Origin of the sequence: Quadrisphaera sp. INWT6, assembly GCF_015390235.1 — a bacterium.
Lineage (GTDB): Bacteria > Actinomycetota > Actinomycetes > Actinomycetales > Quadrisphaeraceae > Quadrisphaera.
On record NZ_VUOH01000002.1, the window covers coordinates 31,284 to 56,861 of the forward strand.

Consider the following 25,578-nt stretch of genomic DNA (forward strand, 5'->3'; position numbering starts at 1 on the left):
TGAGGAGACGACGTGCTCGAGGTCGCCAGGGGACTCACGGCGTCCGGCGTCGTCCCGGTGTGGGGCGGCCTGCTGCTCGCCGCGGCCCTGGGGGTGCTGCTCGTGCTGCTGCGCCGCCAGCACCGCCGGCACAGCGCCGCCGTGCGCACCGACCCGCTCACGGGCCTGGGCAACCGGGTGCGCCTCGCCGAGGTCGGTGACCGCGTGCTGGCCGGCGTCTCGGAGCTGGACGGCGACGGCCACCACGGCCCGGGGCTGCTGCTGCTCGACCTCGACGGGTTCAAGGACGTCAACGACACCCTCGGCCACGCCGCCGGTGACGCGCTGCTGGCCCAGGTGGCCGGCCGCCTCGCCGAGGCGGCTCCTCCCGGCGCGGTGGTCACGCGCCTCGGCGGCGACGAGTTCGCCGTCCTGCTCACCGTCCCCGTCACCTCCGCGCAGGCGGTGCTGCACGGCAAGCGGCTGCTGGCCGCGCTCGGCGCCGGCGGGTTCAGCGCCGACGGGGTCGACCTCGACATCACCAGCAGCGTGGGCGCAGCCGTCGCCCCCACCGCCGGACGCACGGTCGGCGACCTGCTGCGGCACGCCGACCTCGCCATGTACGAGGCCAAGCGCTCCCGCGCCGGCGTGCTGCCCTACACGGCCGACCTCGCCCCCGACAGCACCGACGGCCTCACCACCCTCGCGCTCCTGCGGCAGGCGATGGAGGAGGGCCAGCTGACCCTGCGCTACCAGCCGGTGGTCGACGCCGCGACGCTGGAGCTGCGGGGGTTCGAGGCGCTGCTGCGCTGGCAGCACCCCACCCGCGGCCTGCTGCTGCCCGCGGAGTTCCTGCCGCTGGCCGAGCGGACCACCCTGGTGCGCCCGCTGACCCGCTGGGTGGTGCTGACCGCGCTGCGCCAGGGCGCCGCGTGGCGCCGCGCCGGGCTCGACACCTCGATCGCCGTCAACGTCAGCGCCTCCGTGCTCGAGCCGGGCCTGCTCGGCATCGTCGACGAGGCCCTGGCCCGCAGCGCCTGGCCCGCCGAGCAGCTGGTGCTGGAGATCACCGAGACCGCCGTGTCGAACGACGTGGGCGAGGCCCTCGAGGTGGTCCGCGCGCTCGCCGACCGCGGCGTCCGCGTCTCCGTCGACGACTTCGGCGCCGGGTACACCAGCCTCGGCCAGCTCCGCGGCCTCGCCGTGCGCCAGCTCAAGGTCGACCGGCAGTTCGTCACCGACCTGGTCGGCGTGCCCGAGGACGAGGCCATCGCCGCCAGCATCATCGACCTCGGGCACCGGCTGGGCCTGCAGGTCGTCGCCGAGGGCGTCGAGGACGCCGCCGTCGCCGAGCGCCTGCGCGAGCTGGGCTGCGACGAGCTGCAGGGCTACTGGGTGGGCCGGCCGGTCACGCCCGAGCTGGCCCTCGCCCGGTGGGTCGTCGGCGCCGACGCCCACGGCGCCGTCGAGGACCTCAGCCCCGGCGCCACACGAGGATGAGCGCGCGGTCGTCGGACTCCGCCACCGCGGCGGCGTCGACGAGCCGCTCCGCCTCCCCCGGCCGCCAGCCCCGCGCCGACGCCTCCGCGGCCAGGGACAGCAGCACCTCCGTGCCCACCGACAGGTCCTCCCCCGGCACCTCGACCATCCCGTCGGTGCACAGGTAGAGCCCCTGCCCGGGCGCGAGGGTGCCGCGCAGCACCGGGAAGTCGACGTCGGGCACCAGGCCCAGCGCCGGGCCGGAGTCGTCGTCGAGGAGCCGCCAGGTGCTGCCCGCGCCGCCGGTCCCCGGGGGCGGGTGCCCCGCGAGGCTGACGCGGTAGTCGCCGGTGGCGAGGTCGACCGCCAGGTGGACGGCGGTCGCGAAGCCCTCGGGCCAGTCCTGGCGCAGCAGGTAGGCGTTCGCGGCGGGCAGGAAGCCCTCCACGGGCATCGCCCCCAGCAGGCCGCTGAGCGCCCCCGACAGCAGCAGCGCACGGGTGCCCGCCTGCTGGCCCTTGCCGGAGACGTCGACGAGGGCGACCTCCAGCACGTCGGCCCCGCCGCTGTGCCGCGAGCGCGTCGCCACCACGAAGTCGCCGCTGAAGGAGTCTCCGAACGCCGGCCGCAGCTCGGTCTCCACGTGCCAGTCGGACGGCAGCGGCGGCACCGCGCCCTGGCTGCGGAGCCTGTCGCGCAGGTCGACCAGCATCGCGTCGCCGAGGGTGCCCTGGACGCCGAGGCGCTCGCGGCTGCGCACGAACAGGGCCACCAGGACGGCGGTGGCCCCCAGCAGCAGCAGGTCTCCCGGGCGCGTGGCCCCGTCGGGGCCGTCGGCCGCGACCGTCAGCGCGGCGCCCGCCGCGGCCACGAGGTAGAGCAGCACCATCGTGCGCATCCGCAGGAAGAACCCGCCCAGGAGCAGCACGAACACCATCGCGCTGGTGGGCGCCCACCGCGGGGCGAGCGCCCCGGTGAGGGCGACGACGACGGCCAGGGCCGTCAGCCACAGCAGCAGCAGCGCCTGCCGCGGCATGGTGCGGGGGCGGAACCTGCTCACCAGGCGGCGGGTCAGCCTCCGCCGGCGCCGGTGGAGCCAGCGCGAGGCGCTCTCGAGGCGCAGGCGCACCCGCCGACCCTAGCCGGGGGCCCCGGCGCCCATCCGGCGTTCTCGCACTCCCGCCGCCCCGGCGCGTCCCCCCACCCGCCCGCCCCGTCCCACCCCGTCTCCCGCGACGATCACACGCATCCGCGCCACCACGCCGCCTCGTGGACGACCGGTGTGGCGCTCAGGTGCGTGGTCGTCAAGGGAACGGGAACGGGGGCGGGAGGACGGAGGGCGGGCAGCGGCTCAGGCGGCGAGGGGCGAGGTGGTCACCCCGGGCGCCTGGCACTGCGGGCACCAGAACAGGTTGCGCCCCTCGAGCACGGACGTCGCCACGGTCGTCCCGCACAGCCGGCACGGCAGGCCCTGGCGCCGGTAGACGTAGTGCGCCCCCGACTGCCCGCGGCGCACCGGGCTGCCGTCGGCCTCGTCGCCCGAGGACGCGACCAGCCCGCGGCGCCGGTCGGCCGGGCGCGTGGTGACGATGCGCCCCGAGCGCACCCCGGCGCGCATGAGCACGGCGAGGTCGTCCCAGATGCCGATCAGGCGCTCGGGGTCGACGTCGCGGCCGGGCACGGCTGGGTCGAGGCCGGCGCGGTAGAGCGCCTCGGCGCGGTAGATGTTGCCGGCGCCGGCGAGCACGTCCTGGTGCATCAGCAGCGCACCGATGGTCACGCGGCTGGCCCCCGCGCGGGCGAGGAAGCGCTCCGGGCCGTCGTCGCGGCGCAGGGGGTCGGGCCCGAGCCGGGCGCGCAGCGCGTCGACCTCCGGGCGCAGCAGCACCTCGCAGGCCGTCGGGCCGCGCAGGTCGGCCCAGCTCAGGTCGGTGCGGGGCTCGTCGTCGCCGTCCGGGTCGCTCTCGGGGCTGGCGTCGAGGGTCACCAGCCGCAGGCGCACCGCCCCGACGGGCGCGGGCGGCTCCCCCGTGCCGAACGCGACCTTGCCGTACAGGCCCAGGTGCACGTGCAGCCACCGCTCGGGCGTGCGGCGCTCGGGGGCGTCGGGCGGCAGGAAGCCGACCAGCAGGTGCTTGCCGACGGCGTCCGAGCGCGCGACGCGGTGGCCGTCGAGCAGCGCCGCGCCGTCGGCGAAGCGCCCCTGGGGGCTGCCGGCCTCGACGAGGCGGCCGCCGAAGGCGTCGTGGACGGAGCGCGCGAGGCGGTGGAGGGTGTGACCTTCTGGCACGAGGAGAGAGCCTGCCTCCCCGCGGGGATCACCGCTCGGTGAGGTGCTCCGCCTCCCAGGCGGTCATGAGGTCGAGGCGGCGCTGGTGGCGCTCGTCGCCGCTGAACGGGGTGGCGAGGAACGCGTCGACGATGGCGGTGGCGTCGTCGACGGAGTGCATCCGCGCCCCCACGCTGACGACGTGCGCGTCGTTGTGCTGGCGGGCCAGCTGGGCGGTCTGCAGGCTCCACGCGAGGGCGGCGCGGATCCCGGGGACGCGGTTGGCGGCGAGCTGCTCGCCGTTGCCGGAGCCGCCGAGCACGACGCCCAGGGCCTCCACCCCCGCGCGGACGTCGGCGCGGACGCCGAGCGCGGCGGGGATGCAGAAGTCGGGGTAGTCGTCGAGGGCGTCGTAGGCCTCGGGGCCGTGGTCGACGACCTCGTGACCGGCCTCGCCCAGGTGCTGCACCAGGTGCTGCTTGAGCTCGAAGGCGGCGTGGTCGCTGGCGATGTGGACGCGCACGCCGGTCATCCTGACACTCCCCCCGTGATCATGGACTTCCGCCACCTGCGCGAGGTGGCGGTCGTCCATGATCACGGACGGGGAGAGTGGGGGTCAGTCGAAGACGGGGCCCTGGGTGCGGGTGCGCTTCAGCTCGTAGAAGCCCTCGTAGGCGGCCACCGCGGTGACGCCGTCCCACAGCTTCCCGGCCTCCTCGCCCTTGGGCGCGGGGGTGATCACGGGGCCGAAGAACGCCGGGCCGGGCGCGCCGTCCTTGCCGGCCACACCGATGACGGGGGTGCCGACGTCGTCGCCGACGCGGCTGATGGCCTCGTGGTGGGAGGCCTTCAGCTGCTCGTCGTACTCGGTGCTGTCCGCGAAGCGGATGAGGTCGGCCGGGAGCCCCGCGTCGGCCAGGCCGCCGACCACCGCGGCGTGGAAGTCCTCCTCGCCGCCGGGGTGGATGCGGGTGCCGATCGCCGTGTAGAGCGGCTCGACGACCTCCTGGCCGTGCAGCTCCTTCGCGGCGGTGACCACGCGCACCGGGCCCCACGCCTTCTTCATCATCTCCACGTACTGCTCGGGCAGGTCGCGCCCGTCGTTGAGCACCGCGAGGCTCATCACCCGGAAGGTGACGTCGATGTCGCGGACCTCCGCCGCCTCGAGGATCCAGCGCGACGTCATCCACGCCCACGGGCAGACGGGGTCGAACCAGAAGTCGACGGGGCTCTTCGAGGCGCTCTGCGCTGCGTCAGTCATGCCACCGATAACACCACCGGCCCGGCTCGTCTGCCCGGCCTGCCTGCGTGGCAGCATCAGAGGGTGCTGAGCAGCCACCACGAGGACGGGGCCGGGCAGCCGGCCGACCACCAGCAGGGCATGAACCTGTCGCGGGCCGAGGCCGCCGAGCGCGCCGCGCTCGTCCGGGTCGGCTCGTACGACGTCGAGCTCGACCTCACCACCGGTCCCACGACGTTCCGCTCCCGCACCACCGTGCGGTTCTCGGCGCGCGAGGGGGCCTCCACCTTCCTCGACCTCGTCGCCCCCCACGTGCACGAGGTGGTGCTGAACGGCACCGCCCTCGACGCCGGCGAGGTGGCCGACGGCGTGCGCGTGCAGCTGCACGGCCTGGCGGCGGAGAACGAGGTCGTGGTCGTCGCCGACTGCGCCTACATGAACACCGGCGAGGGCCTGCACCGCTTCGTCGACCCGGTCGACGGCGAGGTCTACCTCTACTCGCAGTTCGAGGTGGCCGACTCGCGCCGCGTCTTCGCGGTGTTCGAGCAGCCCGACCTGAAGTCGGTCTTCACCTTCACCGTGACCGCTCCCGACCACTGGACCGTGGTGTCGGTCTCCCCCACCCCGGAGCCGGAGCCGGCCGGCCAGACGCACGACGGCCAGGGCGCCGCCACCTGGCGCTTCGCGCCGACCCCGGTGCTGTCGAGCTACGTGACGGCGGTCGTCGCCGGGCCGTACCACGTCGAGCGCGGCGAGCTCACGAGCAGCGACGGCCGCACCGTGCCGCTGGGCGTCTTCTGCCGCCAGAGCCTCGCCGAGCACCTCGACGCCGACGAGGTCATGGACATCACCCGGGCGGGCTTCGCCTTCTACGAGGGCCTGTTCGAGATCCCCTACCCGTTCCCCAAGTACGACCAGCTCTTCGTGCCCGAGTTCAACGCCGGCGCCATGGAGAACGCCGGTGCCGTGACGTTCCTGGAGCGGTACGTCTTCAGGTCCAAGCCCACCGAGGCCGTGGTCGAGCGCCGCGCGGTGACGATCCTCCACGAGCTGGCCCACATGTGGTTCGGCGACCTCGTCACCATGCGCTGGTGGGACGACCTCTGGCTGAACGAGTCCTTCGCGGAGTACGCCTCCACGCTGGCCACCGCCGAGGCCACCCGCTGGACCGACGCGTGGACCACGTTCGCCTCGATGGAGAAGGCCTGGGCCTACCGCCAGGACCAGCTGCCCTCGACCCACCCGATCGTCGCCGACATGGTCGACCTCGAGGCGGTCGAGGTGAACTTCGACGGCATCACCTACGCCAAGGGCGCCAGCGTGCTGAAGCAGCTGGTCACCTACGTGGGCCGCGAGGAGTTCTTCGAGGGCGTGCGCCGCTACCTGCGCGCCCACTCGTTCGGCAACGCGACCCTGGCCGACCTGCTGCGCGAGCTCGAGGCCACCTCCGGGCGCGACCTCTCCGCGTGGTCGGGCGTGTGGCTGGAGCGGGCCGGCGTCACCACGCTGCGCCCGGAGGTCGCCACCGACGACGAGGGCGCCATCACCTCCCTCGTCATCACCCAGACGACGCCGGCCGACCACCCCGTGCAGCGGCCGCACCGCCTCGCCGTCGGCTTCTACGACGTGCACGTCCCGGAGGGCGGCTCTGCCGGTGGGTCGGGCCCGCGCCTGGAGCGCGTGCACCGCGTGGAGGTCGACGTCGACGGCGAGCGCACCGACGTCACCGCGCAGCTGCCCGAGCTCGTGGGCGTGGAGCGCCCCGACCTGCTGCTGCTCAACGACGACGACCTCGCCTACGCCAAGGTCCGCCTCGACGACGCGTCGCTGGAGACCGCGGTCGCGCACCTGTCGTCGATCAGCGACGCCCTCCCCCGCACCCTGGTGTGGTCGGCGGCGTGGGACATGGCGCGCGACGCCGAGATGGCGGCCCGCGACTTCGTCGACCTGGTGCTCGACAACGTCGCGGTGGAGTCCACGCCCGCGACGTCGTCGGTCCTGCGCACCCTGCTCGGCCAGCTCGCCTCGGCGGCGAAGCTCTACACCGCTCCGGGCCACCGCGACGACGTCGCGGTGCAGGTCTCCGAGCGGCTCATGGAGCTGGCGCTGGCCGCCGAGCCGGCGAGCGACGCGCAGCTGCAGCTGGCCGGCGCCGCCGCCGGGTGGGCGCAGACCCCCGCGCAGCTCGACGCCGTGGCCGGGTGGCTCTCGGGCGAGGCCCCGCTGGAGGGCCTCTCGGTCGACACCGACCTGCGCTGGGAGCTGCTGACCGCGCTCGTGGTCTCGGACCGGGCCGGGGAGGCGGAGATCGCCGCCGAGCTCGCCCGCGACGACACCGCCTCCGGACGCCTCGCCGCCGCCGGTGCGCGCGCCGCGGTGCCCGACGCCGCCGCCAAGCAGGCGGCGTTCTCCACGCTGACCAGCACGACGACGGACCCGGGGCTCGCCAACGCCGAGCGGGCCGCGGTCACCGCCGGCTTCTCCCGGGTGCGGGGCGCCGACGCGCAGGCGCTGCTGGCGCCGTTCGTGGAGCCGTACTTCGCCGCCGTCGAGCCGGTGTGGCGCAGCCGCACCAACGAGATCGCCCAGCAGGTGGCGGTCGGGCTCTACCCGACGCTGCTCGCCTCCCAGGAGCTGCTCGACCGCACCGACGCCTGGCTCGCGCAGGCGCCGCAGGACCTGCCGGCCCTGGTGCGTCTGGTGAGCGAGCAGCGCGACGGCGTCGCCCGCGCCCTGCGGGCCCAGGAGCGCGACCTGCAGCGCTGACCCACCCCGTTCGCAGCCGAGCGCCTGGTTGCGGTTCCCGACCCTCTCGGAACCGCAACCAGGCGCTCGGCTGCGGTTCAGGGCGCGGTCAGGGGGTGGGGGCGAGGAGGACCGTCGCTCACGGGGTCAGGTGCGGGGTGACCTCGCTCCACGGCACGGTGCAGCTGCGCAGGCCGTGCCCGTCCAGCTGGTCGTCCTGGAACTCGAACTCCACGGCGTCCGCGGTGGTCTGCCACGCCGCCCAGTCGTCGGTCGTCGATGCGAGCCCGCTGGTCTCGCTGACGCCCGTGCCCTCGGCGTCGACCTGCGCGGCGCCCTCGCCGTCGTCGCTCATCGGGATGACCACCTGCACGCTCCGCCCGTCGTTGGTGCTGACCGTCCCCTCGCCCTCGAGCCGGGGGGTGTCGTCAGCGCCGTCCTGCTCGACCGCCGCGTCGACCGACGTGGTCACCGATGCTTCGATGCGCCGGTCCACCTCGGCCACGGCGGATTCGGAGCCGGTGGAGGCGGGCACGGTCACGTCCCAGCTGAGCCCGCCGCGGGTGCCGGTGAGGTGCTCGGGGGTGCCCGCGGTGAGGGGGGCGCGGGCCACGAAGACGGCGCCAGGGGCCGCGCTCATGCTCGTGGCGGCCGCCGGCGCGTCGGACGTCGCAGTGCTGAGCGGTGCCGGAGCGGCGGGGGCCTCGCCGCCGCAACCGGTGAGCCGGGCGGTCAGCGCGGTCAGCGCTCCGGCGACGAGGGCGGCGCGGAACGCGCGGCGGACCAGGACGGTGTCCGCTCCAGAGAGGACGCCTGTGGACGAGCCGCCGCACCCGTTCGCAGCCGAGCGCCTGGTTGTGGTGCCTGGCCCCCCGGAACCGCAACCAGGCGCTCGGCTGCGGTTCAGAACCCCCTCCGAACCGCAACCGAGCGCTCGGCTGCGAGTCAGGGGGCGGTCAGAAGATCGTGGCGGTCGGCCAGGCGTCGGGGGTCCACGCGAGCTGGGCGGCCAGCCGCGCCACGGCCGCGCGCTCCCCCGCCACGCGGCCCGCGGCGTGCAGCGCCACCAGCGACGTCTCGCCCAGGTACGCCGCCGAGAGGGCACCCACGTCGAGGACGACGTCGGCAGCGGCGTCCGTCGGGGTCGCCGCGAGGCGCCCGGGGGCGGAGCCGTCGAGGTCCACCCGCCAGCGCCCACCGGCCAGGCCCAGCGCGTCGTGGACCTCCAGCACGCACGCCCCCGGCGGGCCGAGCCACCCGCGGGCCGCGAGCGCGGCGGGCACGTCGAGCAGGCGGGCCCAGGTGACGTCGCTGCCCTCGGAGGCCAGGGCGCGGCGCCGGTCGCGGAGCATCTCGGGCAGGGGGTCGTCGAGGGGGCGGTTGGTCACCCGCACGGAGTCGACGACGTCGACGGACAGCAGGTGCTCCCACAGCGCGGCGTGCGCCGCGGGCGTGGAGGCGCACAGGTCGTCCACCTCGACCTCGTTGTCGTGGCGCATGTGGGCCCACCGCCCGTGGGTGCGGTACCGGGCGAAGCCGACGGCCCGGCCGTCGGCGTCGCGGGCCAGCAGGGCGGGGGTGGCGGCCTTCGGGTCGTCCGGGAGGGGGTCGATGCCGAGCGCGTCGTCCCACCAGGCGTCGTCGCGGCTCACCAGCCCGGGGCGGCGGGCGACGGCGGCGGCGTGGACCGCCGGGGCCTCGGCGCGCAGGTCGGCGTGCTCGCACAGCTCGACGGTGACGGCGTCGGTGCCCGCCGGCCGGTGCTCCAGCTCGGCGGGCGTCCGCACCACCAGGGTCTGCGTCGACCCGGCGGGGCCGAAGCCGAAGCGCCCGTAGATGGGGGCCTCCCCCGCGATGAGCAGCGCCAGCGCGACGCCCCGCTCGCGGGCGGAGCGCAGGTCAGCGGTGATCATCCGCGTCAGCAGACCGCGGCGCCGGTGCGTGGGCGCCACGGTGACGCTGCTGACCAGCGTCGCCTCGAGGGTCGCCCCGTCGCCCGGTACCGGCACCTGCTCCTCCCAGGAGCGGTAGGTGCCGACCACGCGGTCGCCGTCGTACGCGCCGAGGAGCCGCTGGCGGTCCCACACCCGGGCCCGCGACGCCACCGAGGCGGCGTCGACGCGCTGGCCGTGGAGGAAGGTGCGGCTCGCCGACCTCCGCCACTCCAGGCGCTCGTGCTCCTCGACCGACCGGACCTCCACCTGCTCCCTCACGGGCCCCAGGCTAGGAGGAGCAGCCCTCTCCCCGACGGGTGCCCTCGACCACGACGGCGGCCAGCGACTGCACCCGCGGCGTGGTGCGCAGGTCCTCCAGGAGCACCACCTCGCCGGCGCCGTCGGTCAGCGGCACCCGCCAGTTCGGGTACTCGTCGGAGGTGCCCGGCTGGTTCTGCGTGCGGCGGTCGCCCACGGCGTCGGTGAGGGCGACCCCCACCAGCTTCGACGGGGTCTCCAGCAGGAAGGCGTGGAGCGCCTCCACCACCTCGCGCTCGGTGGGCCGCTCGCCGAGCAGGCCCAGGTCGCGCAGCTGGTCGAGGACGGCGGCGCGGTCGGCCTCGTCGACGCGCAGCTCCTCCTCGACGGACCGCGTCAGCAGCCCGAGCCGGTCGCGCAGCTCGATGTGCTCCCCCGCCAGGTACCCGGCGGTCGGCGGGAGGTCGTGGGTGTTGACGGTGGCCAGGCACAGCTCGCGCCACGACGTCGGCGGCAGGGGCTGGCCCTCGCCGTCCTTCTCGAACCACAGCACCGAGGTGCCCAGCATCCCGCGCTCGGCGAGGTAGCCGCGGACCCACGGCTCCACCAGGCCGAGGTCCTCGCCGACGACGACGGCGCCGGCGCGCGCGGCCTCCAGGCAGAGGATGCCGACGAGGGCGTCGTGGTCGTAGCGGACGTAGGTGCCCATGCCCGGGCCCTGGCCGTTCGGGACCCACCACAGGCGGAACAGGCCGAGCACGTGGTCGACGCGCACGCCGCCGGCGTGGCGCAGGATCGTGCGGACCATGTCGCGCCACGGCGCGTACCCGGCCTCGGCGAGGGCCACCGGCTGCCACGGCGGCTGCGACCAGTCCTGGCCCTGCTGGTTGAACGCGTCCGGCGGGGCGCCGACCGAGACGCCGGTGGCGAGCACGTCGCGCAGCGCCCAGGCGTCGGCGCCGGAGGGGTGCACGCCGACGGCGAGGTCGTGCATGACCCCGAGCGCCATGCCCGCGTCGACGGCGGTGGCCTGGGCGGCCGCGAGCTGGGTGTCGCAGAGCCACTGGAGCCACTCGTGGAACTCGATGAGCGGCGCCAGCTGGGACCGCAGCCCCTCGACCAGCTCCGAGCCGACCCGCTCGGCGCCCTCGGGCCACGGCTGACCGGGCCCGAAGTGCTCGATCATCGCCGCCCACAGGGCGTAGTCGGCCAGGCCCCGGCCCTCGCGCTCGCGGAAGGCGTCGAAGGCGGCCTGGCGGGCGGGGCTGCGGCCGGCGTCGAAGACCGAGCGCAGCACGGAGCGCTTGGCGTCCCACACGGCGTCGCGGTCGAGGGTGCTCGGGTCGGTGTTGGAGGCCCGCAGGGGCTCGGCGCGCCACTCGACCAGCGCGCGGTCGGTGGCGGGCAGGTAGGCGAACTCCCGCACGTCCTCCACCCGCAGGTAGATCGGGTTGGTGAAGCGGCGGGTGGTGGGCAGGTAGGGGCTGTCCTGCTGGTGCCCGACCGGCTCGGCGGCCAGCAGCGGGTTGATGAGCAGGAAGTCGGCGCCGAGGTCGCGGCCGGACCAGTCGAGCAGCTCGCCCAGGTCGGCCAGGTCTCCCAGGCCCCAGGAGTCGCGGCTGCGCACCGAGTACAGCTGGGCCATGAAGCCCCAGCGCTGGCCGCCGGTGAGGGCCTCGGGGAAGGCGAGGACGTCGGGGGTCACCACGAGGGGCGCGCTCGCACCGGCGCCGTCGTCGCCCGCGACCGCCGAGCGGACCTCGTGCCAGCCGAGGGGCAGGTCGGTGGGCAGGTCGAAGGAGGTGCGCTCCAGGCGGCGCCCGTCGACCTCGCGGTGCTCGCCCTGCTGGCGGGCCGACGGCTCCAGCGCCACCTCGCCGCCGTCCTCCAGCACCACGGTGAGCGCGACGTCGGAGTCCTCGGGGACGTGCGCCACCACGGAGGCCTCGCGGCCGGAGCGCACGACGACGACGGGCGGCAGGGACCGGCGCCACGGGGCCAGCTCGTGGTCGGCCAGCGACGCCTCGACGTCGTCGTCGTCCGCGCAGGCCACGCCCATCGCGGTCAGCACCGCGACGATGGTGGCGCGGGCCACGGTGATGTGGCCGCCCTTCCAGTCCCAGTACTCCGTGGCGACGCCGTGGGCGGCGGCCAGCTCGGACAGGCGCGGCGACGGCGGCTCGTGGCGCACCTCGAGGCCGTCGGCGTGGCGGCTCTGGTCGCGGTGCCCGCCGTCCTCGCTCCGGGTCAGCGTGGACTGCGGGCTGTCACTCACGCGGAGCTCCTGGGGTGGTGCGGGCGCGGCGGGGCGCTGCTGTCAGACGGGGGGAAGAGTACGGCGGCCAGCCTGCCCGCCCCGGCGCGGCGGCGCGAGCGGGCGCGCCGGGAGTCCGCCCCGCGCGTCCCCTGCGCGGCATAGGGTCTCCAGGCGTGCCGCCGACCCCGCCGTCCTACCCGCCGGCCTACCCGCCAGCAGAGCGCCTCGACCTGGTCGAGGAGCTGCCCGCGAGCGCCCCGCGCTACCGCGTGGCCGACCCGTACCGGTGGCTGGAGGACGAGGCCGACGAGCGCACGGTCGCGTGGTCCGCGGCGCAGGACGCGCTGTTCGCGTCGGCGCAGGCCACCTGGCCGGGCCGTGAGCGGGTGGCCTCGCGGGTGGCGCAGCTGCTGTCCGCCGGTGGCGTGGGCCCGCCGGTGTGGCGGGGCGAGCGGTGCTTCCGCGTGCGGCGCGACCCCGAGCGCGACCACCCGCAGCTGCTGGTGGTGGAGCCGGGGGCCGACGGCCCCGTCGAGCGCGTGCTGGTCGACCCCCTGGTCTGGGACCCGGCCGGCCAGACCACCCTCGACGCCTGGCAGCCCTCCCGCGAGGGGCACCTGCTGGCCTTCCAGCTCTCCGAGGGCGGCAGCGAGGAGAGCGTGCTGCGCGTGCTCGACGTCGCCACCGGCGAGGTGGTCGACGGGCCCGTCGACAGGCTGCGGTACTCCCCGGTGTCGTGGCTGCCGGTCGGCGACGACGGCTCCGCCCGCCTCTTCTACGTGCGCCGCCTGGCGCCCGAGGGCCTGCCCGCGGGCGAGGAGAAGTACCACCGCCGGGTGTGGCTGCACCGGGTCGGCGCCGACCCCGACGCCGCCCCCGCGGACGGCGGCGACGTGGAGGTCTTCGGCGCCGACCAGCCGGTGACCACCTACTACGGCGTCGGCACGTCGCTCGACGGCCGCTGGCTCACGGTGACGACGTCGGTGGGCACGTCTCCCCGCTCGGACTGCTACCTGGCCGACCTCGGCTCGGGCCTCGTGGCGGGCCCTCCGCGGTTCGCGCCGGTGGCCGTGGGCCTCGACGCGCACACCAGCGCCGGGGTGGGTCGCGACGGCCGGCTGTACGTCGGCACCGACCTGGGCGCGCCGCGCGGCCGGCTGGCGGTGGCCTACCCCACCGACCCCGCCGGGCTGGGGCCGGACCGGTGGCGCGACCTCATCGGTGAGCGCGACGGCGACGAGGGGGCGGTGCTGGAGGACTACGCCGTCCTCGACGGCCCCGAGCTGGAGCGCCCGCTGCTGCTCGTGGGCTGGACCCAGCACGCCGTCGCCCAGCTGACCGTGCACGACCTCGCCAGCGGCGAGCAGCTGCCGGGAGCGCGCGGCGTCGTGGCGCTGCCGGGGCCGGGGAGCTTCGGCGGGCTGCGCGGACGCCCCGAGGGCGGCCACGAGGCGTGGTTCACCTGGACGTCCACCGCCGAGGTGCCGTGCGTGCTCCGCTGGGACGCCCGCACGGGCGAGCTGTCCGTCGAGGCCACCGCGCCCGGGCTGGCCGCGATGGGTGAGCTGCCCGCCGTCGTCGCCCGGCAGCTGGAGGTGACCAGCGCCGACGGCACCGTCGTGCGGGCGCTGGCCGTGGCCCGCGCCGACGCCTTCGCCGACGCCTCCGACGACGCCTCCGACGACGCCTCCGAGGGCGCCGGTGGCTCCGGGGGTGGCGCGCCGCGAGCGCCCCTGCCGACGGTGCTCTACGGCTACGGCGGCTTCGGCCACACGATGACGCCCGGGTACTCCGCCACGGCGCTGGCCTGGGTCGAGGCCGGGGGCGCGTGGGTGGTCGCCGGCCTGCGCGGCGGCAACGAGGAGGGCGAGGACTGGCACCGCGCCGGCATGCTCGCCGCCAAGCAGAACGTCTTCGACGACTTCCTCGCCGTCGCCGACGCCCTCGCGCAGCGCGGCTGGACGACGCCGGCCCAGCTCACCATCAGCGGAGGCTCCAACGGGGGCCTGCTCGTGGGGGCCGCGCTGACCCAGCGCCCCGACGCCTTCGCCGCGGTGCTGTGCTCGGCACCGCTGCTCGACATGGTCAGGTACCAGCTGCACGGGCTGGGGGCCACGTGGTCGCCGGAGTACGGCGACGCGGAGGACCCCGACGAGCTGGGCTGGCTGCTGGCCTACTCCCCGTACCACGCGTGCTCGCCCGACCCGGCCTCCGTGGAGTACCCCGCGGTGCTGTTCACGGTCTTCGACGGCGACTCCCGCGTCGACCCGCTGCACGCCCGCAAGCTGTGCGCGGCGCTGCAGCACGCCACCCGCTCCGACCCGGCGGAGAGGCCGGTGCTGCTGCGCCGCGAGGCGGGGGTCGGCCACGGGGCCCGGGCGGTGTCGCGGTCGGTGCGGCTGGCCGCTGACACCCTCGGGTTCGCTGCGGCGCACACGGGCCTCGACCTCACCGGGGGCGCGACCAGGAGCGCGACCGGGAGCGCGACCGGGAGCGTGACCGGGAGCGTGACCGGGAGCGGGGCGACGGCGTGACCGGGGCCCTCCTGGCCAGCACCGCCTCCGCGACGCCGAGCGCCACCGCAGACTTCGAGGAGCGCGTCTCCACGTACTACGACTCGGCGCAGACCATCCCCTGCACGCCCGGCGACGGGACGTTCTGCGGCGTGATGGTCGACGTCGGCGTCAACGAGACGCTCGCGCGGTTCCTCATCCTCTACGGCACCCCCGTGCTGAAGGTGCTGCTCATCCTCGTGGTGGGCCTGGTGCTGCGGAACTTCCTGCACCGGCTCATCGGGGGGCTGTCGGAGCGGATCGCCGCCGGCGAGGCGCAGCCGGGGCAGTCGCGCTGGTGGCGGGCCGGCCGGGGCCGCGGGTCCTCCGCCGGGCACAGCGACACCGCCCGCCACGACGGGACGATGGCGTTCGAGCGGCGGGCCCAGCGCGCCAGGACGCTCGGCTCGGTGCTGCGCAGCACCACCACCGCCGTCCTGATGACGGTGACGGCGCTGCTGGTGCTCGGGCAGCTCGGCATCCCGCTGGGCCCCCTGCTGGCCGGCGTCAGCGTGGTGGGCGTCGCCGTGGGCTTCGGCGCGCAGACGCTGGTGAAGGACTTCCTCGCCGGCATCTTCCTCATCGCGGAGGACCAGTTCGGCGTCGGAGACTCCGTCGACCTCTCCGCCGACGCCAAGGGCACCGTCGAGGCGGTCAGCCTGCGCGTCACGCGGCTGCGGGGCGTCGACGGGACGGTCTGGTACGTCCGCAACGGAGACCTGCTCCGGGTGGGCAACCGCTCCCAGGGCTGGTCGCGGGCGGTGCTCGACGTCGACGTCCCCTACAGCGCCGACGCCGGCCGGGTCGCCGAGCTGCTGGAGGACGTCGGCCGCGAGCTCCACGCCGAGCGGGAGTGGCGCAGGCACCTGCTCGAGGAGCCCCAGGTCTGGGGTGTGGAGGCGCTGACGCTGGAGAAGGTGGTGGTCCGCATCGCGGTGCGGACCGCGCCGCTGCAGCAGTGGGCGGTGGCCCGCGAGCTGCGGGCCCGCATCAAGGCGCGCTTCGACGCCGAGGGCGTGGGCCACGCCGTCGACGACCCGGCCGAGCCCGGTGCGGACGCCCCGGGCTCCGACGCCGAGCCCACCGGCGGCTCCGCCCAGCGCTGACCCCCTGTCCGCACCCTCCGCGGAGAGTGCGCTCTGGAGCCCCGTCCGGACCGCACTCCCCGCAGAGGGTTCCGGGGAGAGTGCGGTCCGGTGCCGGGTCGCGGGGCCGGGTGGCCCAGCGGAGGATCTCGGGGTGGCCACTCCGAGCTCTGCCGCGACGCCCCCCACCGACCCCTCAGACCCCCGTGACGAGGTGACGGTCGACCCCGAGCTGACCACCGCCTCCGACGACGACCCCGTCCTCGCCGGCTCCGGCGAGGGCCGCCTCGCGCTGGTCACCGGCGTCACCGGCTACATCGGCGGCCGGCTGGTCCCTGAGCTGCTGGCCGCGGGCTTCCGCGTGCGGGCCCTCGCCCGCAACGCCGACCGCCTGCGCGACAGGCCCTGGCGCGACCGCATCGAGGTCGTGGAGGCCGACGCCTCCGACCCCGAGGGCCTGGCCCGCGCGCTCGACGGCGTCGACGTCGCCTACTACCTGCTGCACTCCCTGGGCACCGGGCGAACCTTCGAGATCCAGGACCGCGGGCTCGCCCTGTCCTTCGGCAAGGCGGCTCGCGAGGCCGGCACCGGCCGGGTCGTCTACCTGGGCGGGCTCTACCCCTCGGGTGAGGAGCTCTCCCCGCACCTCGCGGGCCGCAAGGAGGTCGAGGACATCCTCCTCGCCAGCGGCGTGCCGGTGGCGGTGCTGCGGGCCGCGGTGATCCTCGGCTCGGGCTCGGCGTCGTTCGAGATGCTGCGCTACCTCACCGAGCGGCTGCCGGTGATGATCCGGCCGAAGTGGCTGGCCAACCGCATCCAGCCGATCGCCGTGCGCGACGTGCTGCGCTACCTCGTGGGCGCCGCGTCGATCCCGCCCGAGGTCAGCCGCGGCTTCGACATCGGCGGGCCCGACGTCGTCACCTACCTCGAGCTGATGCAGCGCTACGCGAAGGCGGCGGGCCTGCCCAAGCGGTACGCGATCCCCGTGCCGGTGCTGACGCCGCACCTGTCCAGCCACTGGATCAACCTGGTGACGCCGGTGCCGCACACCATCGCGGGCGCGCTCGTCTCCTCGATCGTCCACGAGGTGGTGGTCAAGGAGCGCGACATCACCCGGTACGTGCCCGACCCGCCCGAGGGGCTGCTCGGCGTCGACAGGGCCATCCAGCTGGCGCTGCAGAAGATCCAGGACCTCGACGTCCAGACCTCCTGGCGCTCGGCGTCCACCCGCGGGGCCCCCAGCGACCCGCTGCCGTCGGACCCCGACTGGTCGGGCGGGGCGCTCTACGTCGACGACCGCGCCAGCGCCGTCGACGCGACCCCCCGCCAGCTGTGGTCGGTCATCGAGGGCATCGGCGGGGTCAACGGCTGGTACTCGTGGTCGCTGGGCTGGCGGGTGCGCGGCCTCATGGACATCGGCGTGGGCGGTCCCGGGCTGCGACGGGGGCGCGCCAACCCGTACGACCTGTCGGTCGGCGACGCCCTGGACTGGTGGCGCGTGGAGCGCATCGAGGACCTCCGGCTGCTGCGGCTGCGCGCGGAGATGCGCCTGCCCGGGGAGGCGTGGCTCGACCTGTGCGTGGAGGAGGACGACGCCGGGCGCACGGTCTTCCGGCAGAAGGCGGTCTTCCACCCCAAGGGGCTGAGCGGCTTCCTCTACTGGCAGGCCATCAAGCCCTTCCACGGCATCATCTTCGGCGGCATGCAGCGCAACATCGCCAGCGCTGCCTCGGCCGTCCAGGAGACCGACGAGCACTGGAAGCCGTCCCGTGCCAGCTGACCGCGGTCCCGGCCGGGTCGTCTGGGTCACCGGGGCCAGCAGCGGCATCGGCCTGGCGACGGCGCTGGCGTGCGCCGCCCGGGGCGACCGCCTGGTGCTCTCCAGCCGCGCGCCCGGCCCCCTGGAGGAGGCCGCCCGGCAGTGCCGCGCCGCGGGGTCTCCCGACGTCCTCGTGGCTCCCCTCGACATCGGCGACGACGACGCCGTGCGCGCCGTCGGCCAGCGGGCGCGCCAGCGCTTCGGGCGCCTCGACGTCGTCGTGCAGAACGCCGGGGTCGCGGCCTACGGGCGCATCGACGAGGTCCCGGCCGAGGTGCTCGAGGCGCTGTTCCGCACCAACGTCCTGGGGGCCGCGCACGTCGCCGGAGAGGCGGTGCGCACGTTCCGCGAGCAGGGCGACGGCGTGCTCGTCGTCGTCGGCTCGGTGCTGGGCCGCCTGACCGTGCCGTGGATGGGCGCCTACAACGCCTCGAAGTTCGCGCTGCGGGGGCTGGTGCGCACGATGCAGCAGGAGAACCGCGACGTGCCCGGCCTCCGGATCTCGCTGGTGGCGCCCGGCGGCGTCGACACGCCCATCTACGACCAGTCCGCCACGGTCCTCGGGCGGCGCAACCGGCCGCCTTACCCCGTCGCCTCCCCCGAGGACGTCGCGGCGAAGGTGCTGCGCGCTGCCGACACCGACCAGCGCTGGCACCGCGAGCTCGACGCCGGGTGGGCCAACCCGGCGATGAAGGCGGCCTTCGGGCTGGCCCCCGGGCTCTTCGACGCGCTGTCGCGCCCGGCGATGCGGCTGCTGGGCTTCGCCCCCGGCCGCCGGCCGAGCGGGCCCGGCAACGTGCTGGCCCCGCAGCCCGACGGCGAGCGGCTCCGCCAGCGCCGCTGAGGTGGCGGTCGCCCGTGGTCACGGCCCCGCGACCGTGATCATGGACGCTGGCCACCCCGGGCGGCGCCGAGGGGATGATGGAGGGGTGATGCCCTCCCCCACCCCGCCGCAGGGGCCCCGCCAGGGGCTGCGCGTCGGGCGCTCCGTCCCGGCCGAGCAGCAGAGCTTCTTCGACGCCGTCGGCGGCCACGAGACGTTCGTGCGGCTGGTCGACAGGTTCTACGAGGGCGTCGCCGACGACGAGCTGCTGCGCCCGATGTACCCCGAGGAGCAGCTCGACGGCGCCCGCGAGCGCCTGACGCTCTTCCTCGAGCAGTACTGGGGCGGTCCGACGACCTACTCCGAGACGCGCGGCCACCCGCGGCTGCGGATGCGCCACGCGGGGTTCCGCATCGGGCCTGCTGCGCGCGACGCGTGGCTGCGGCACATGCGCGACGCCGTCGACTCCCTCGCGCTGCCGCCGCTGCAGCACGAGCTGCTGTGGGACTACCTGGAGCGGGCGGCGCACAGCCTGCTCAACACCTTCGACGACTGACCTCCCCGCCGGATCGCAACCAGGCGCCCGACTGCGCTTCCAGGGGGCACCCGAACCGCAACCAAGCGCCCGACTGCGCTTCCGAGGGGCACCCGAACCGCAACCAGGCGCCCGACTGCGCTTCCAAGGGGTGCCCGAACCGCAACCAGGCGCTCGGCTGCGAGTCGTGAGGGGCGCGGACGCCGCGAGGCCCCCGCCCCTGCGGGGGACGAGGGCCTCGGGCAGTCCGGAGGTGTCAGCGGCGGCCGAGGCGCCGCTCGCTCGGCGCCGCGGTGTAGGTGATGCCGTAGTGCGCGAACACGTCGCCCTCGGCCTCGGCGCGGAGCTCGCCGTCGGTCTCGATCGACGGCGCGTCCTTCACCCGGTTCTTCGGGTAGGCGACCTTGACGTAGCCCGGGCCGACGACGGCGTCGTCGATGGGCACGAAGACCAGCTTCTTGCTGACCATCCCGACCACGACGGTGGCGAAGGCCGGCTGGTCGGAGGCGGTGTCGACGTACACCGACTCCATCTTGCCGATCTTGTCACCGGCCTCGTCGACGACGTCGTGACCGCTCCACTCACGGATGTTCCCCACGCGCACTGGCATGCGTCGAACGCTAGCGATCACCTCGGGCGAGCGCCCGTCGAGAACGCCCCGGGAACCCGTCGGCGGCTCAGCCCTTCCGCCACTCGTCGTCGGTGAGGGTCGAGGCGCCCATCGCGGCCATCTGCGTCATGCCGCCGTCGACCACGTACGACTGACCCGTGATGTAGCTCGCCTCGTCGCGGCACAGGAGGGCGACGACGGCGGCGATCTCGTCGGCGTGGCCCACCCGGCCGAGCGGCACGCCCGGGCGGCGCTCGGACTCGACGTCGGCGTCGTGCTGCCCCGTCAGCGGGGTGGCGACCTCGCCGGGGCCGACGGCGTTGACGGTGATGCCGTGCGAGCCGAGCTCGATGGCGGCGTTCTTCACCAGGCCGCCCAGGCCGTGCTTGGCCGAGACGTAGGCGCCGGAGCCGATGCGCGGGGTGTGCTCGTGGACGCTGGTGATGGCGACCAGGCGCCCGCCCTCGCCGTCGCCCGCGGATGCCATGCGGCGGGCGCCCTTCTGCAGGGTGAGGAAGGCGCCGTCGAGGTTCAGGCCGAGGTCCTGGCGCCAGTCGGCGAAGTCCAGGTCGAGGATCGACGCCGAGGCCGACCCGCCGCCGGCGTTGGCGACCACGGCCCACAGGCGGCCGCCGCCCTCGGCGAGCTCGTCGGCCAGCTCGTCGAGCACGTCGGCGCCGCCGGGGAGGTCGGACAGGTCGAGCTGGCGGACGACGGCGCGGCGTCCCAGCGCGCGCACCTCCTCGGCGGTGCCCTCGGCGCCCTCCTGGTCGGAGTGCCAGGTGATGCCGACGTCGAGCCCGTCGCGGGCGAGGGCCACCGCGGTGGCCTTGCCGATGCCGGAGTCGGACGCGGTGACGATGGCGAAGGAGTTCTCGGGGCGGCTCATGCCCGTCCCCTACCCCGCCGCTCCCGTCACAACGACGATCACACCCCCTCCCCGCGACGATCATGCGGCTGCGCGCCACCTGTGACGTGCAGCGCCGCCCGTCGTGGCGCTGAGGTGCGTGATCGTCGCGAGAGGGGTGGTCCGCCCTCCCCGCGGGTCAGGCCAGGAGGGGGCGGCGCCCGAGCACGTGGCCCCGGGCGCTGGAGAGCCTGCGCCAGGGCCCGGCCGTCGCAGCGGCCACGGGCGCGGTGGCGTCCGGCGCGTCGGGTGCGGGCAGGAAGCCCAGCGCCTCGGCGGCCCGGGCGAGCGCCGCGGCGAGGTCGCGCGGGTCTCCCTGCGCCACCTGGCGCAGCTGCGCCACCTCCTGCGGCGGGGTCGGCGTCCAGCCGGTGCGCGGGGGCAGCACGCCCGCCCACGACGACGCCGCGAGGTGGCCCACGCCGACCGGGGGCACCGCCAGCTCGGTGACGCGCTCACCGCCGGGCCCGCTGCGGCGGGCGAGGCGGTCGGCCAGGGCCGCCAGCTCGACGGTGACGTCGACGTGCGCCGGGTCGCGCAGCGGCACGGCCCGCAGTCCGAGCACGGTCGGCAGGCCGGCCCCGTGCAGGGGGCTCACCCAGACGGCGAGCACGCGGTCGGTGGCCACGAGCCGGGCCGCGCCGTCGGCGTCCGCGCGGGCGGCGCGGGACACCAGCACGGCGAGGTCGTCGAGGGCGCGCGGGTCGGCGGGCACCAGCGCCGGCGGCGGCTCCTGGGGCCCGTGGCGGGGCGGCGGGACGGTCACGGGCACCTCCTGCGAGTGGCTGGCCGGGTGGACCGGGTGGGCGGCGTCAGCGGGACCGGCGGCGGAAGGGCACCGGCTCGTCGAGCCACGCCTCCAGCACGGCCCGCTCCCCCGGGGTGAGCCTGCGCGAGCGACCGGAGGACACGTCGTAGGCGACCGCCGTCGTCGTCGCGCGGACGTAGGAGGTGCGCGTGCCGGCGGGGGCCTCGTCGTAGACCTCGTAGCCGAGCTCGAAGCTGGCGCCGCCGACGGAGGTGACCCACAGGTCGACCGGCACGGGCGCCAGGCGCCAGACCAGGGGCGCGAGGTACTCGACCTCGTGGTGGGCGACGACGACGCCCGACTCCAGCATGCTCGGGCCGCCGTCCTCGCGGAGCTCCTCGAAGGCGTGGACGCGCACCTCCTCGAGCAGCCGGAGCACCTGCACGTTGTTGACGTGCCCGAACGCGTCCATGTCGGACCACCGCACGGTCACAGGGACGTTCCGCTTCACCACCGGCCCATCGTGGCGCACCCCTCCTCGCGGTCTCAGGCGGGGCGCAGCAGGGGGACGACGTCCTCGGTGAACTGCGTCAGGAACCGCGTCTGGTCCTGCCCCGGACCGTGGAAGACCAGGTGGTCGAACCCGGCCTCCACGTAGCCCGCCACCGCCTGGGCCACCTGCGCCGGGTCATCAGCCACGATCCACCGCTTGGCCACCTGCTCGATCGGCAGCTCATCAGCCAGGCGCCCCATCTCCACCGGGTCGTGCACCTGGGCCTTCTGCTCCGCCGACAGCGACAGCGGCGCCCAGAACCTCGTGTTCTCCAGGGCGCGGTCGTGGTCGCGGTCGTAGGACAGCTTGACCTCGATGGTCCGCTCGATGTCGGCCTCGGTGCGCCCGGAGGCCTCCAGCCCCTCGCGCAGGGAGGGCAGCAGGGTGTCCTGGTAGAGGTCCATGCCCTTGCCGGAGGTGCAGATGTACCCGTCGCCTGCGCGCCCGGCGTACTTGGTCACCCCCGGCCCGCCGGCGGCGATGAACACCTGCACCGGCACCTGCGGCTTGTCGTAGACCGTCGCGTCGTGCAGGCGGTAGTACTCCCCCTCGAAGGTGACCCGGTCCTCGGCCCACAGCGCCCGGATCAGGCGGACCGCCTCGCGCAGGCGCGCGAAGCGCTCCCGGGTCTGGGGGAAGTCCGCCCCGACGGCGTGCTCGTTGAGGGCCTCCCCGGTGCCCACGCCGAGGATCACGCGCCCCGGTGCCAGGCAGCCCAGGGTGGCGAAGGCCTGGGCGATGACGGCGGGGTTGTAGCGCAGGGTGGGGGTGAGCACCGAGGTGCCCAGCTGCACGCGGGTGGTCTTGGCCGCGGCCCAGCCCAGCCAGGTCAGGGCCGAGGGGGCGTGGCCGCCTTCGTGGCGCCAGGGCTGGAAGTGGTCGGAGATCCACACCGAGTCCAGGCCGGACTCCTCGGCCTGGACGGCGTAGTCGGCCAGCTGGGCGGGGTCGAACTGCTCCGCGGAGGCCTTGTACCCGATCTTGAGCTCACGGCGGGCGCTGCCCGTCACAGCGCCCCGCTCGACAGGGCGGAGTACAGGTCGGGGCGGCGGTCACGCAGGAACGGCCGCGACGCCCGCGTGCGCGCCACGAGGTCGGTGTCGAGGTCGGCGACGGCCACACCGTCACCGGAGTCGACGACAGCCAGCACCTCCCCGCTGGGCCCGTACACCGCGCTGGTGCCGAAGTAGTCCTTCGCGCCCTCGCAGCCGGAGCGGTTGGCGCAGACCACGTAGAAGCCGTTGGCCACGGCCTGGGCGCGCAGCTCCAGCTGGAACACCTCCTTCATGGGGGCGCTGGCGCAGGCCACGGGGACGGCCAGCGCCACCCCGCCGTCCAGCGCCACGCAGCGGCCCAGCTCCGGGAAGTGCCGCTCGTAGCAGATGATCGTGCCGACCCTGCCGACCGTGGTGTCGACGGCGCGGGGCGGCTCCTGCCCGGGGCGGAAGTAGAACTTCTCGGGGAAGCCGTTGGAGAACGGCAGGTGCGACTTGCGGTAGACGTGCGCCAGCTCGCCGGCGACGAACGTGCACGCCGTGTTGGCGTAGACGCCCGGCGTGGACAGCTCCTCGAAGACCGAGCTGACCACTGTGATGCCCAGCCGGCCCGACAGCTCGGCCACGAGCGCGTTCGACGGCCCGTCCAGCGCCTCGGAGTGCACGAAGAAGCCGGGGTCGGGCTCGGGCTGCACGAACGGCGCGGCGAACAGCTCCGGCAGCACCACCAGGCCGGCGCCGTCGGCGGCGGCCTGCTCGACCAGGCCGGCGGCGGCCTCGAGCACGTCGTCGCGCCCGCGGCCGGTGGCCAGCTGGACGGCGGCGACCCGCGTCGCCCCGGCGGGCGCAGGGGCGGCGCTCATGCGCGCGCCGCCTCGAGGTCGGCCTCAGCGAGGACCTCGTCGAGGATGCCGAGCGCGTGCGCGACCTCCTCCTCGCTGATGACCAGCGGCGGGGTCAGGCGCACCACGTTGTTGTTGGCGCTGAGGTACAGCCCACGCCGCCATGCCGCGGCGACGATGCGCTGCATCGGGGCCGCGGCCGCACCGGCGGCGCCGAAGGGGACGAGCGGCTCCTTGGTGGCCGGGTCCTTGACCAGCTCGACGCCGTAGAAGAGGCCGACGCCGCGCACGTCGCCCATCACGGGGTAACGCTGCTGCATCGCCCGCAGACCCGCCTCCAGCTGCCGCCCCCGGGCGCGCACGTTGGAGAGCACGTCCTCCTCCTCCATGATCCTCAGTGAGGCGAGGGCGCTGGCTGCCGCGAGCGGGTGCCCGGCGTAGGTCTGACCGCCCCAGAACTTGTGGGTCATGAGCCACTCGCGCGAGCGCTCCCCGACCGTCATGGCGCCCAGCGGCACGTAGCCGGAGTTGAGCCCCTTGGCCGAGGTGACGATGTCGGGTACCACGCCCCAGTTGTCCACCGCGAAGTACTGCCCGGTGCGGCCCCAGCCGGCCATGACCTCGTCGCAGATGAGGAAGATGCCGTGGCGGTCGCACACCTCGCGGATGCTGGCCAGGTAGCCGTCCGGCGGCACGAGGATGCCGTTGGTGCCCGTGACGGTCTCGATGATGACCGCCGCGATGGTGGAGGGGTCCTCGTACTGCAGCACCTCCTCCAGGTGCGGGGCGCCGAGGCAGACCGGGTCCTGCTCGGGGGGCAGCCCGCTAGCGGTCCGGTAGGCGTACGGGTCGTGGAACCTCACGACCCCGGGCACGCCGGGCCCGCCGATGTGGTGGTGGCGCGGGTCACCGGTCAGCGTCAGCGCTCCAGCCGTGGCCCCGTGGTAGGAGCGGTAGCGGGCCATGACCTTGGCTCGGCCGGTGATGTGCTGGGCCAGCCGCACGGCGTTCTCGTTCGCCTCGGCGCCGCCGGTGGTGAAGAAGCTCATCTCCAGGTCGCCGGGCGCCACGCGGGCGATGGCCTCCCCCAGCTCGGCGCGAACGCGCACCGCGAAGTTCGGACCCATGTAGGCCATCTGCCGCACCTGGTCGACGATCGCCTCGACCAGCTTGGGGTGCTGGTGCCCGAGGTTGAGGTTCACCAGCTGCGACTGGAAGTCCAGGTAGCGGTTGCCCTCTGTGTCCCAGAACCAGCAGCCCTCGCCGCGCTCGACCGCGGCCTGCGCGGGGGTGCCCTGCACCGACCACGAGCGGATGACGTAGCGCTGCTCGGCGTCGATGATGCGCTGGGTGGTCCAGGCCTCGGCCTCCAGCCCCAGGCTCATCGGGCGACCTCCGCGCCGAAGGTGGCCAGGCGGGCGAGGGGGCGGCCGGTGCTGGCCGCCACGCACGCGATGACGATCTCGTCGACGCGGGGCGCGTCGGGCACCACCAGCGTCACCGTCTGGTGGTGGCTGCGGGTCTTGGCGTCGGTCTTGTGCTTGAGGGGGACGTCGATCGAGGCGCCCAGCAGCCCGACCTTCTCCGCTGCGGGCAGCAGCTCGGTACCGCCGGCGGCGTTGCGGAACTCGTTGCCGAACTTCAGGTTGTGGATGATCGCCGAGCCGTGCTCGACCTCGCCTCCGGCGCCGACCAAAGCGGCCTTGCCGAAGGCCTCGACGGGCTCACCGAGCAGCTCCACGCACGCGGGTCCGATGAGCGCCCCCACCTCCTGGCCGTTCGCGTCAGCCAGGGTGACGAGGTCCTCGACGTAGCCGTCGGTGCCGTACGGGTTCTCGATGACCACGGCCACCCAGGCGAGCACGTGGCGGACGGGCAGGTCGCGGCCCTGCTCGCGCAGGGTCTCCTCGCGGTGGCGGACGATCTTGCGGACGGTGATGCTCATGGT

Annotated in this window: 22 protein-coding genes; 7 read left to right on the top strand and 15 right to left on the bottom strand. The window is 75.3% G+C overall.

Annotated features, from left to right (window positions below):
• Nucleotides 1-12 precede the first annotated feature (12 nt).
• On the top strand, nt 13-1,479 hold the full coding sequence (locus F1641_RS05110; protein WP_194903435.1) for a bifunctional diguanylate cyclase/phosphodiesterase: 1,467 nt from the start codon (nt 13-15) through the stop codon (nt 1,477-1,479).
• Here F1641_RS05110 and F1641_RS05115 read toward each other — a convergent pair.
• The 4 genes from F1641_RS05115 to F1641_RS05130 form a co-directional block, all read right to left on the bottom strand.
• Nucleotides 1,454-2,587: a PP2C family protein-serine/threonine phosphatase gene (locus F1641_RS05115; RefSeq protein WP_194903436.1), complete on the bottom strand. Its 1,134-nt coding sequence runs from the start codon at nt 2,585-2,587 to the stop codon at nt 1,454-1,456. The genes F1641_RS05110 and F1641_RS05115 overlap by 26 nt on opposite strands.
• 222 nt (nt 2,588-2,809) lie before the next feature.
• Nucleotides 2,810-3,748 (bottom strand): Fpg/Nei family DNA glycosylase, encoded by a 939-nt coding sequence (locus F1641_RS22930; protein WP_194903437.1) that lies wholly within the window; start codon nt 3,746-3,748, stop codon nt 2,810-2,812.
• A gap of 28 nt (nt 3,749-3,776) precedes the next feature.
• Entirely contained in the window at nt 3,777-4,259 is a 483-nt protein-coding gene (locus F1641_RS05125) for a ribose-5-phosphate isomerase (RefSeq protein ID WP_194903438.1), read from the bottom strand.
• Between the two features lie 84 nt (nt 4,260-4,343).
• Nucleotides 4,344-4,988 carry a DsbA family protein gene (locus tag F1641_RS05130; protein ID WP_194903439.1) on the bottom strand — a complete coding sequence of 215 codons (645 nt, stop codon included), beginning with the start codon at nt 4,986-4,988 and terminating at the stop codon, nt 4,344-4,346.
• Between the two features lie 120 nt (nt 4,989-5,108).
• Between F1641_RS05130 and pepN the strand changes: the two genes are divergently transcribed.
• Nucleotides 5,109-7,733: an aminopeptidase N gene (pepN, locus tag F1641_RS05135; protein WP_194904802.1), complete on the top strand. Its 2,625-nt coding sequence runs from the start codon at nt 5,109-5,111 to the stop codon at nt 7,731-7,733.
• Nucleotides 7,734-7,851: 118 nt separating this feature from the next.
• Here the strand turns inward: pepN and F1641_RS05140 are convergent, their stop codons facing one another.
• From F1641_RS05140 to malQ, 3 genes are all read right to left on the bottom strand, one after another.
• Entirely contained in the window at nt 7,852-8,352 is a 501-nt protein-coding gene (locus F1641_RS05140) for a hypothetical protein (protein ID WP_194903440.1), read from the bottom strand.
• A 316-nt stretch (nt 8,353-8,668) separates the two neighbouring features.
• Nucleotides 8,669-9,925 (bottom strand): GNAT family N-acetyltransferase, encoded by a 1,257-nt coding sequence (locus F1641_RS05145; RefSeq protein WP_194903441.1) that lies wholly within the window; start codon nt 9,923-9,925, stop codon nt 8,669-8,671.
• A gap of 10 nt (nt 9,926-9,935) precedes the next feature.
• Nucleotides 9,936-12,179 carry a 4-alpha-glucanotransferase gene (gene malQ, locus F1641_RS05150; RefSeq protein WP_309225406.1) on the bottom strand — a complete coding sequence of 748 codons (2,244 nt, stop codon included), beginning with the start codon at nt 12,177-12,179 and terminating at the stop codon, nt 9,936-9,938.
• Between the two features lie 155 nt (nt 12,180-12,334).
• Between malQ and F1641_RS05155 the strand changes: the two genes are divergently transcribed.
• The 5 genes from F1641_RS05155 (at nt 12,335) to F1641_RS05175 (ending at nt 18,996) form a co-directional block, all read left to right on the top strand.
• Nucleotides 12,335-14,695 (top strand): prolyl oligopeptidase family protein, encoded by a 2,361-nt coding sequence (locus tag F1641_RS05155; RefSeq protein ID WP_194903442.1) that lies wholly within the window; start codon nt 12,335-12,337, stop codon nt 14,693-14,695.
• Entirely contained in the window at nt 14,692-15,819 is a 1,128-nt protein-coding gene (locus F1641_RS05160; protein WP_194903443.1) for a mechanosensitive ion channel family protein, read from the top strand. Before F1641_RS05155 ends, F1641_RS05160 begins: the two co-directional genes overlap by 4 nt.
• A 211-nt stretch (nt 15,820-16,030) precedes the next feature.
• Nucleotides 16,031-17,578 (top strand): SDR family oxidoreductase, encoded by a 1,548-nt coding sequence (locus F1641_RS05165; RefSeq protein WP_194904806.1) that lies wholly within the window; start codon nt 16,031-16,033, stop codon nt 17,576-17,578.
• Entirely contained in the window at nt 17,568-18,461 is an 894-nt protein-coding gene (locus tag F1641_RS05170; protein ID WP_194903444.1) for an SDR family oxidoreductase, read from the top strand. The genes F1641_RS05165 and F1641_RS05170 overlap by 11 nt, the downstream gene beginning before the upstream one ends.
• A gap of 88 nt (nt 18,462-18,549) precedes the next feature.
• Entirely contained in the window at nt 18,550-18,996 is a 447-nt protein-coding gene (locus F1641_RS05175) for a globin (RefSeq protein ID WP_194904808.1), read from the top strand.
• Nucleotides 18,997-19,231: 235 nt separating this feature from the next.
• Here F1641_RS05175 and F1641_RS05180 read toward each other — a convergent pair whose 3' ends face one another.
• The 8 genes from F1641_RS05180 to F1641_RS05215 all read right to left on the bottom strand — a co-directional run bounded on the left by F1641_RS05180 (nt 19,232) and on the right by F1641_RS05215 (nt 25,575).
• Nucleotides 19,232-19,585, bottom strand: coding sequence for a PRC-barrel domain-containing protein (locus F1641_RS05180; RefSeq protein WP_194903445.1), 354 nt, complete (start codon nt 19,583-19,585; stop codon nt 19,232-19,234).
• A gap of 67 nt (nt 19,586-19,652) precedes the next feature.
• A complete protein-coding gene (locus tag F1641_RS05185; RefSeq protein WP_194903446.1) occupies nt 19,653-20,474 on the bottom strand; it encodes an SDR family oxidoreductase in 822 nt (273 codons plus the stop codon).
• Between the two features lie 157 nt (nt 20,475-20,631).
• The gene (locus tag F1641_RS05190; protein ID WP_206690656.1) at nt 20,632-21,258 is read right to left on the bottom strand and encodes a hypothetical protein; all 627 of its coding nucleotides are present in this window, start codon (nt 21,256-21,258) and stop codon (nt 20,632-20,634) included.
• Between the two features lie 46 nt (nt 21,259-21,304).
• Entirely contained in the window at nt 21,305-21,751 is a 447-nt protein-coding gene (locus tag F1641_RS05195; protein ID WP_219729500.1) for a thioesterase family protein, read from the bottom strand.
• 35 nt (nt 21,752-21,786) lie between these two features.
• Nucleotides 21,787-22,803: a glucose-6-phosphate dehydrogenase (coenzyme-F420) gene (fgd, locus tag F1641_RS05200; RefSeq protein ID WP_194903448.1), complete on the bottom strand. Its 1,017-nt coding sequence runs from the start codon at nt 22,801-22,803 to the stop codon at nt 21,787-21,789.
• Nucleotides 22,800-23,651, bottom strand: coding sequence for a carbon-nitrogen hydrolase family protein (locus F1641_RS05205; protein ID WP_194903449.1), 852 nt, complete (start codon nt 23,649-23,651; stop codon nt 22,800-22,802). Before F1641_RS05205 ends, fgd begins: the two co-directional genes overlap by 4 nt.
• The gene (locus F1641_RS05210; protein WP_194903450.1) at nt 23,648-25,015 is read right to left on the bottom strand and encodes an aminotransferase class III-fold pyridoxal phosphate-dependent enzyme; all 1,368 of its coding nucleotides are present in this window, start codon (nt 25,013-25,015) and stop codon (nt 23,648-23,650) included. Before F1641_RS05210 ends, F1641_RS05205 begins: the two co-directional genes overlap by 4 nt.
• A complete protein-coding gene (locus tag F1641_RS05215; protein ID WP_206690657.1) occupies nt 25,012-25,575 on the bottom strand; it encodes an amino acid synthesis family protein in 564 nt (187 codons plus the stop codon). The genes F1641_RS05210 and F1641_RS05215 overlap by 4 nt, the downstream gene beginning before the upstream one ends.
• Nucleotides 25,576-25,578 lie beyond the last annotated feature (3 nt).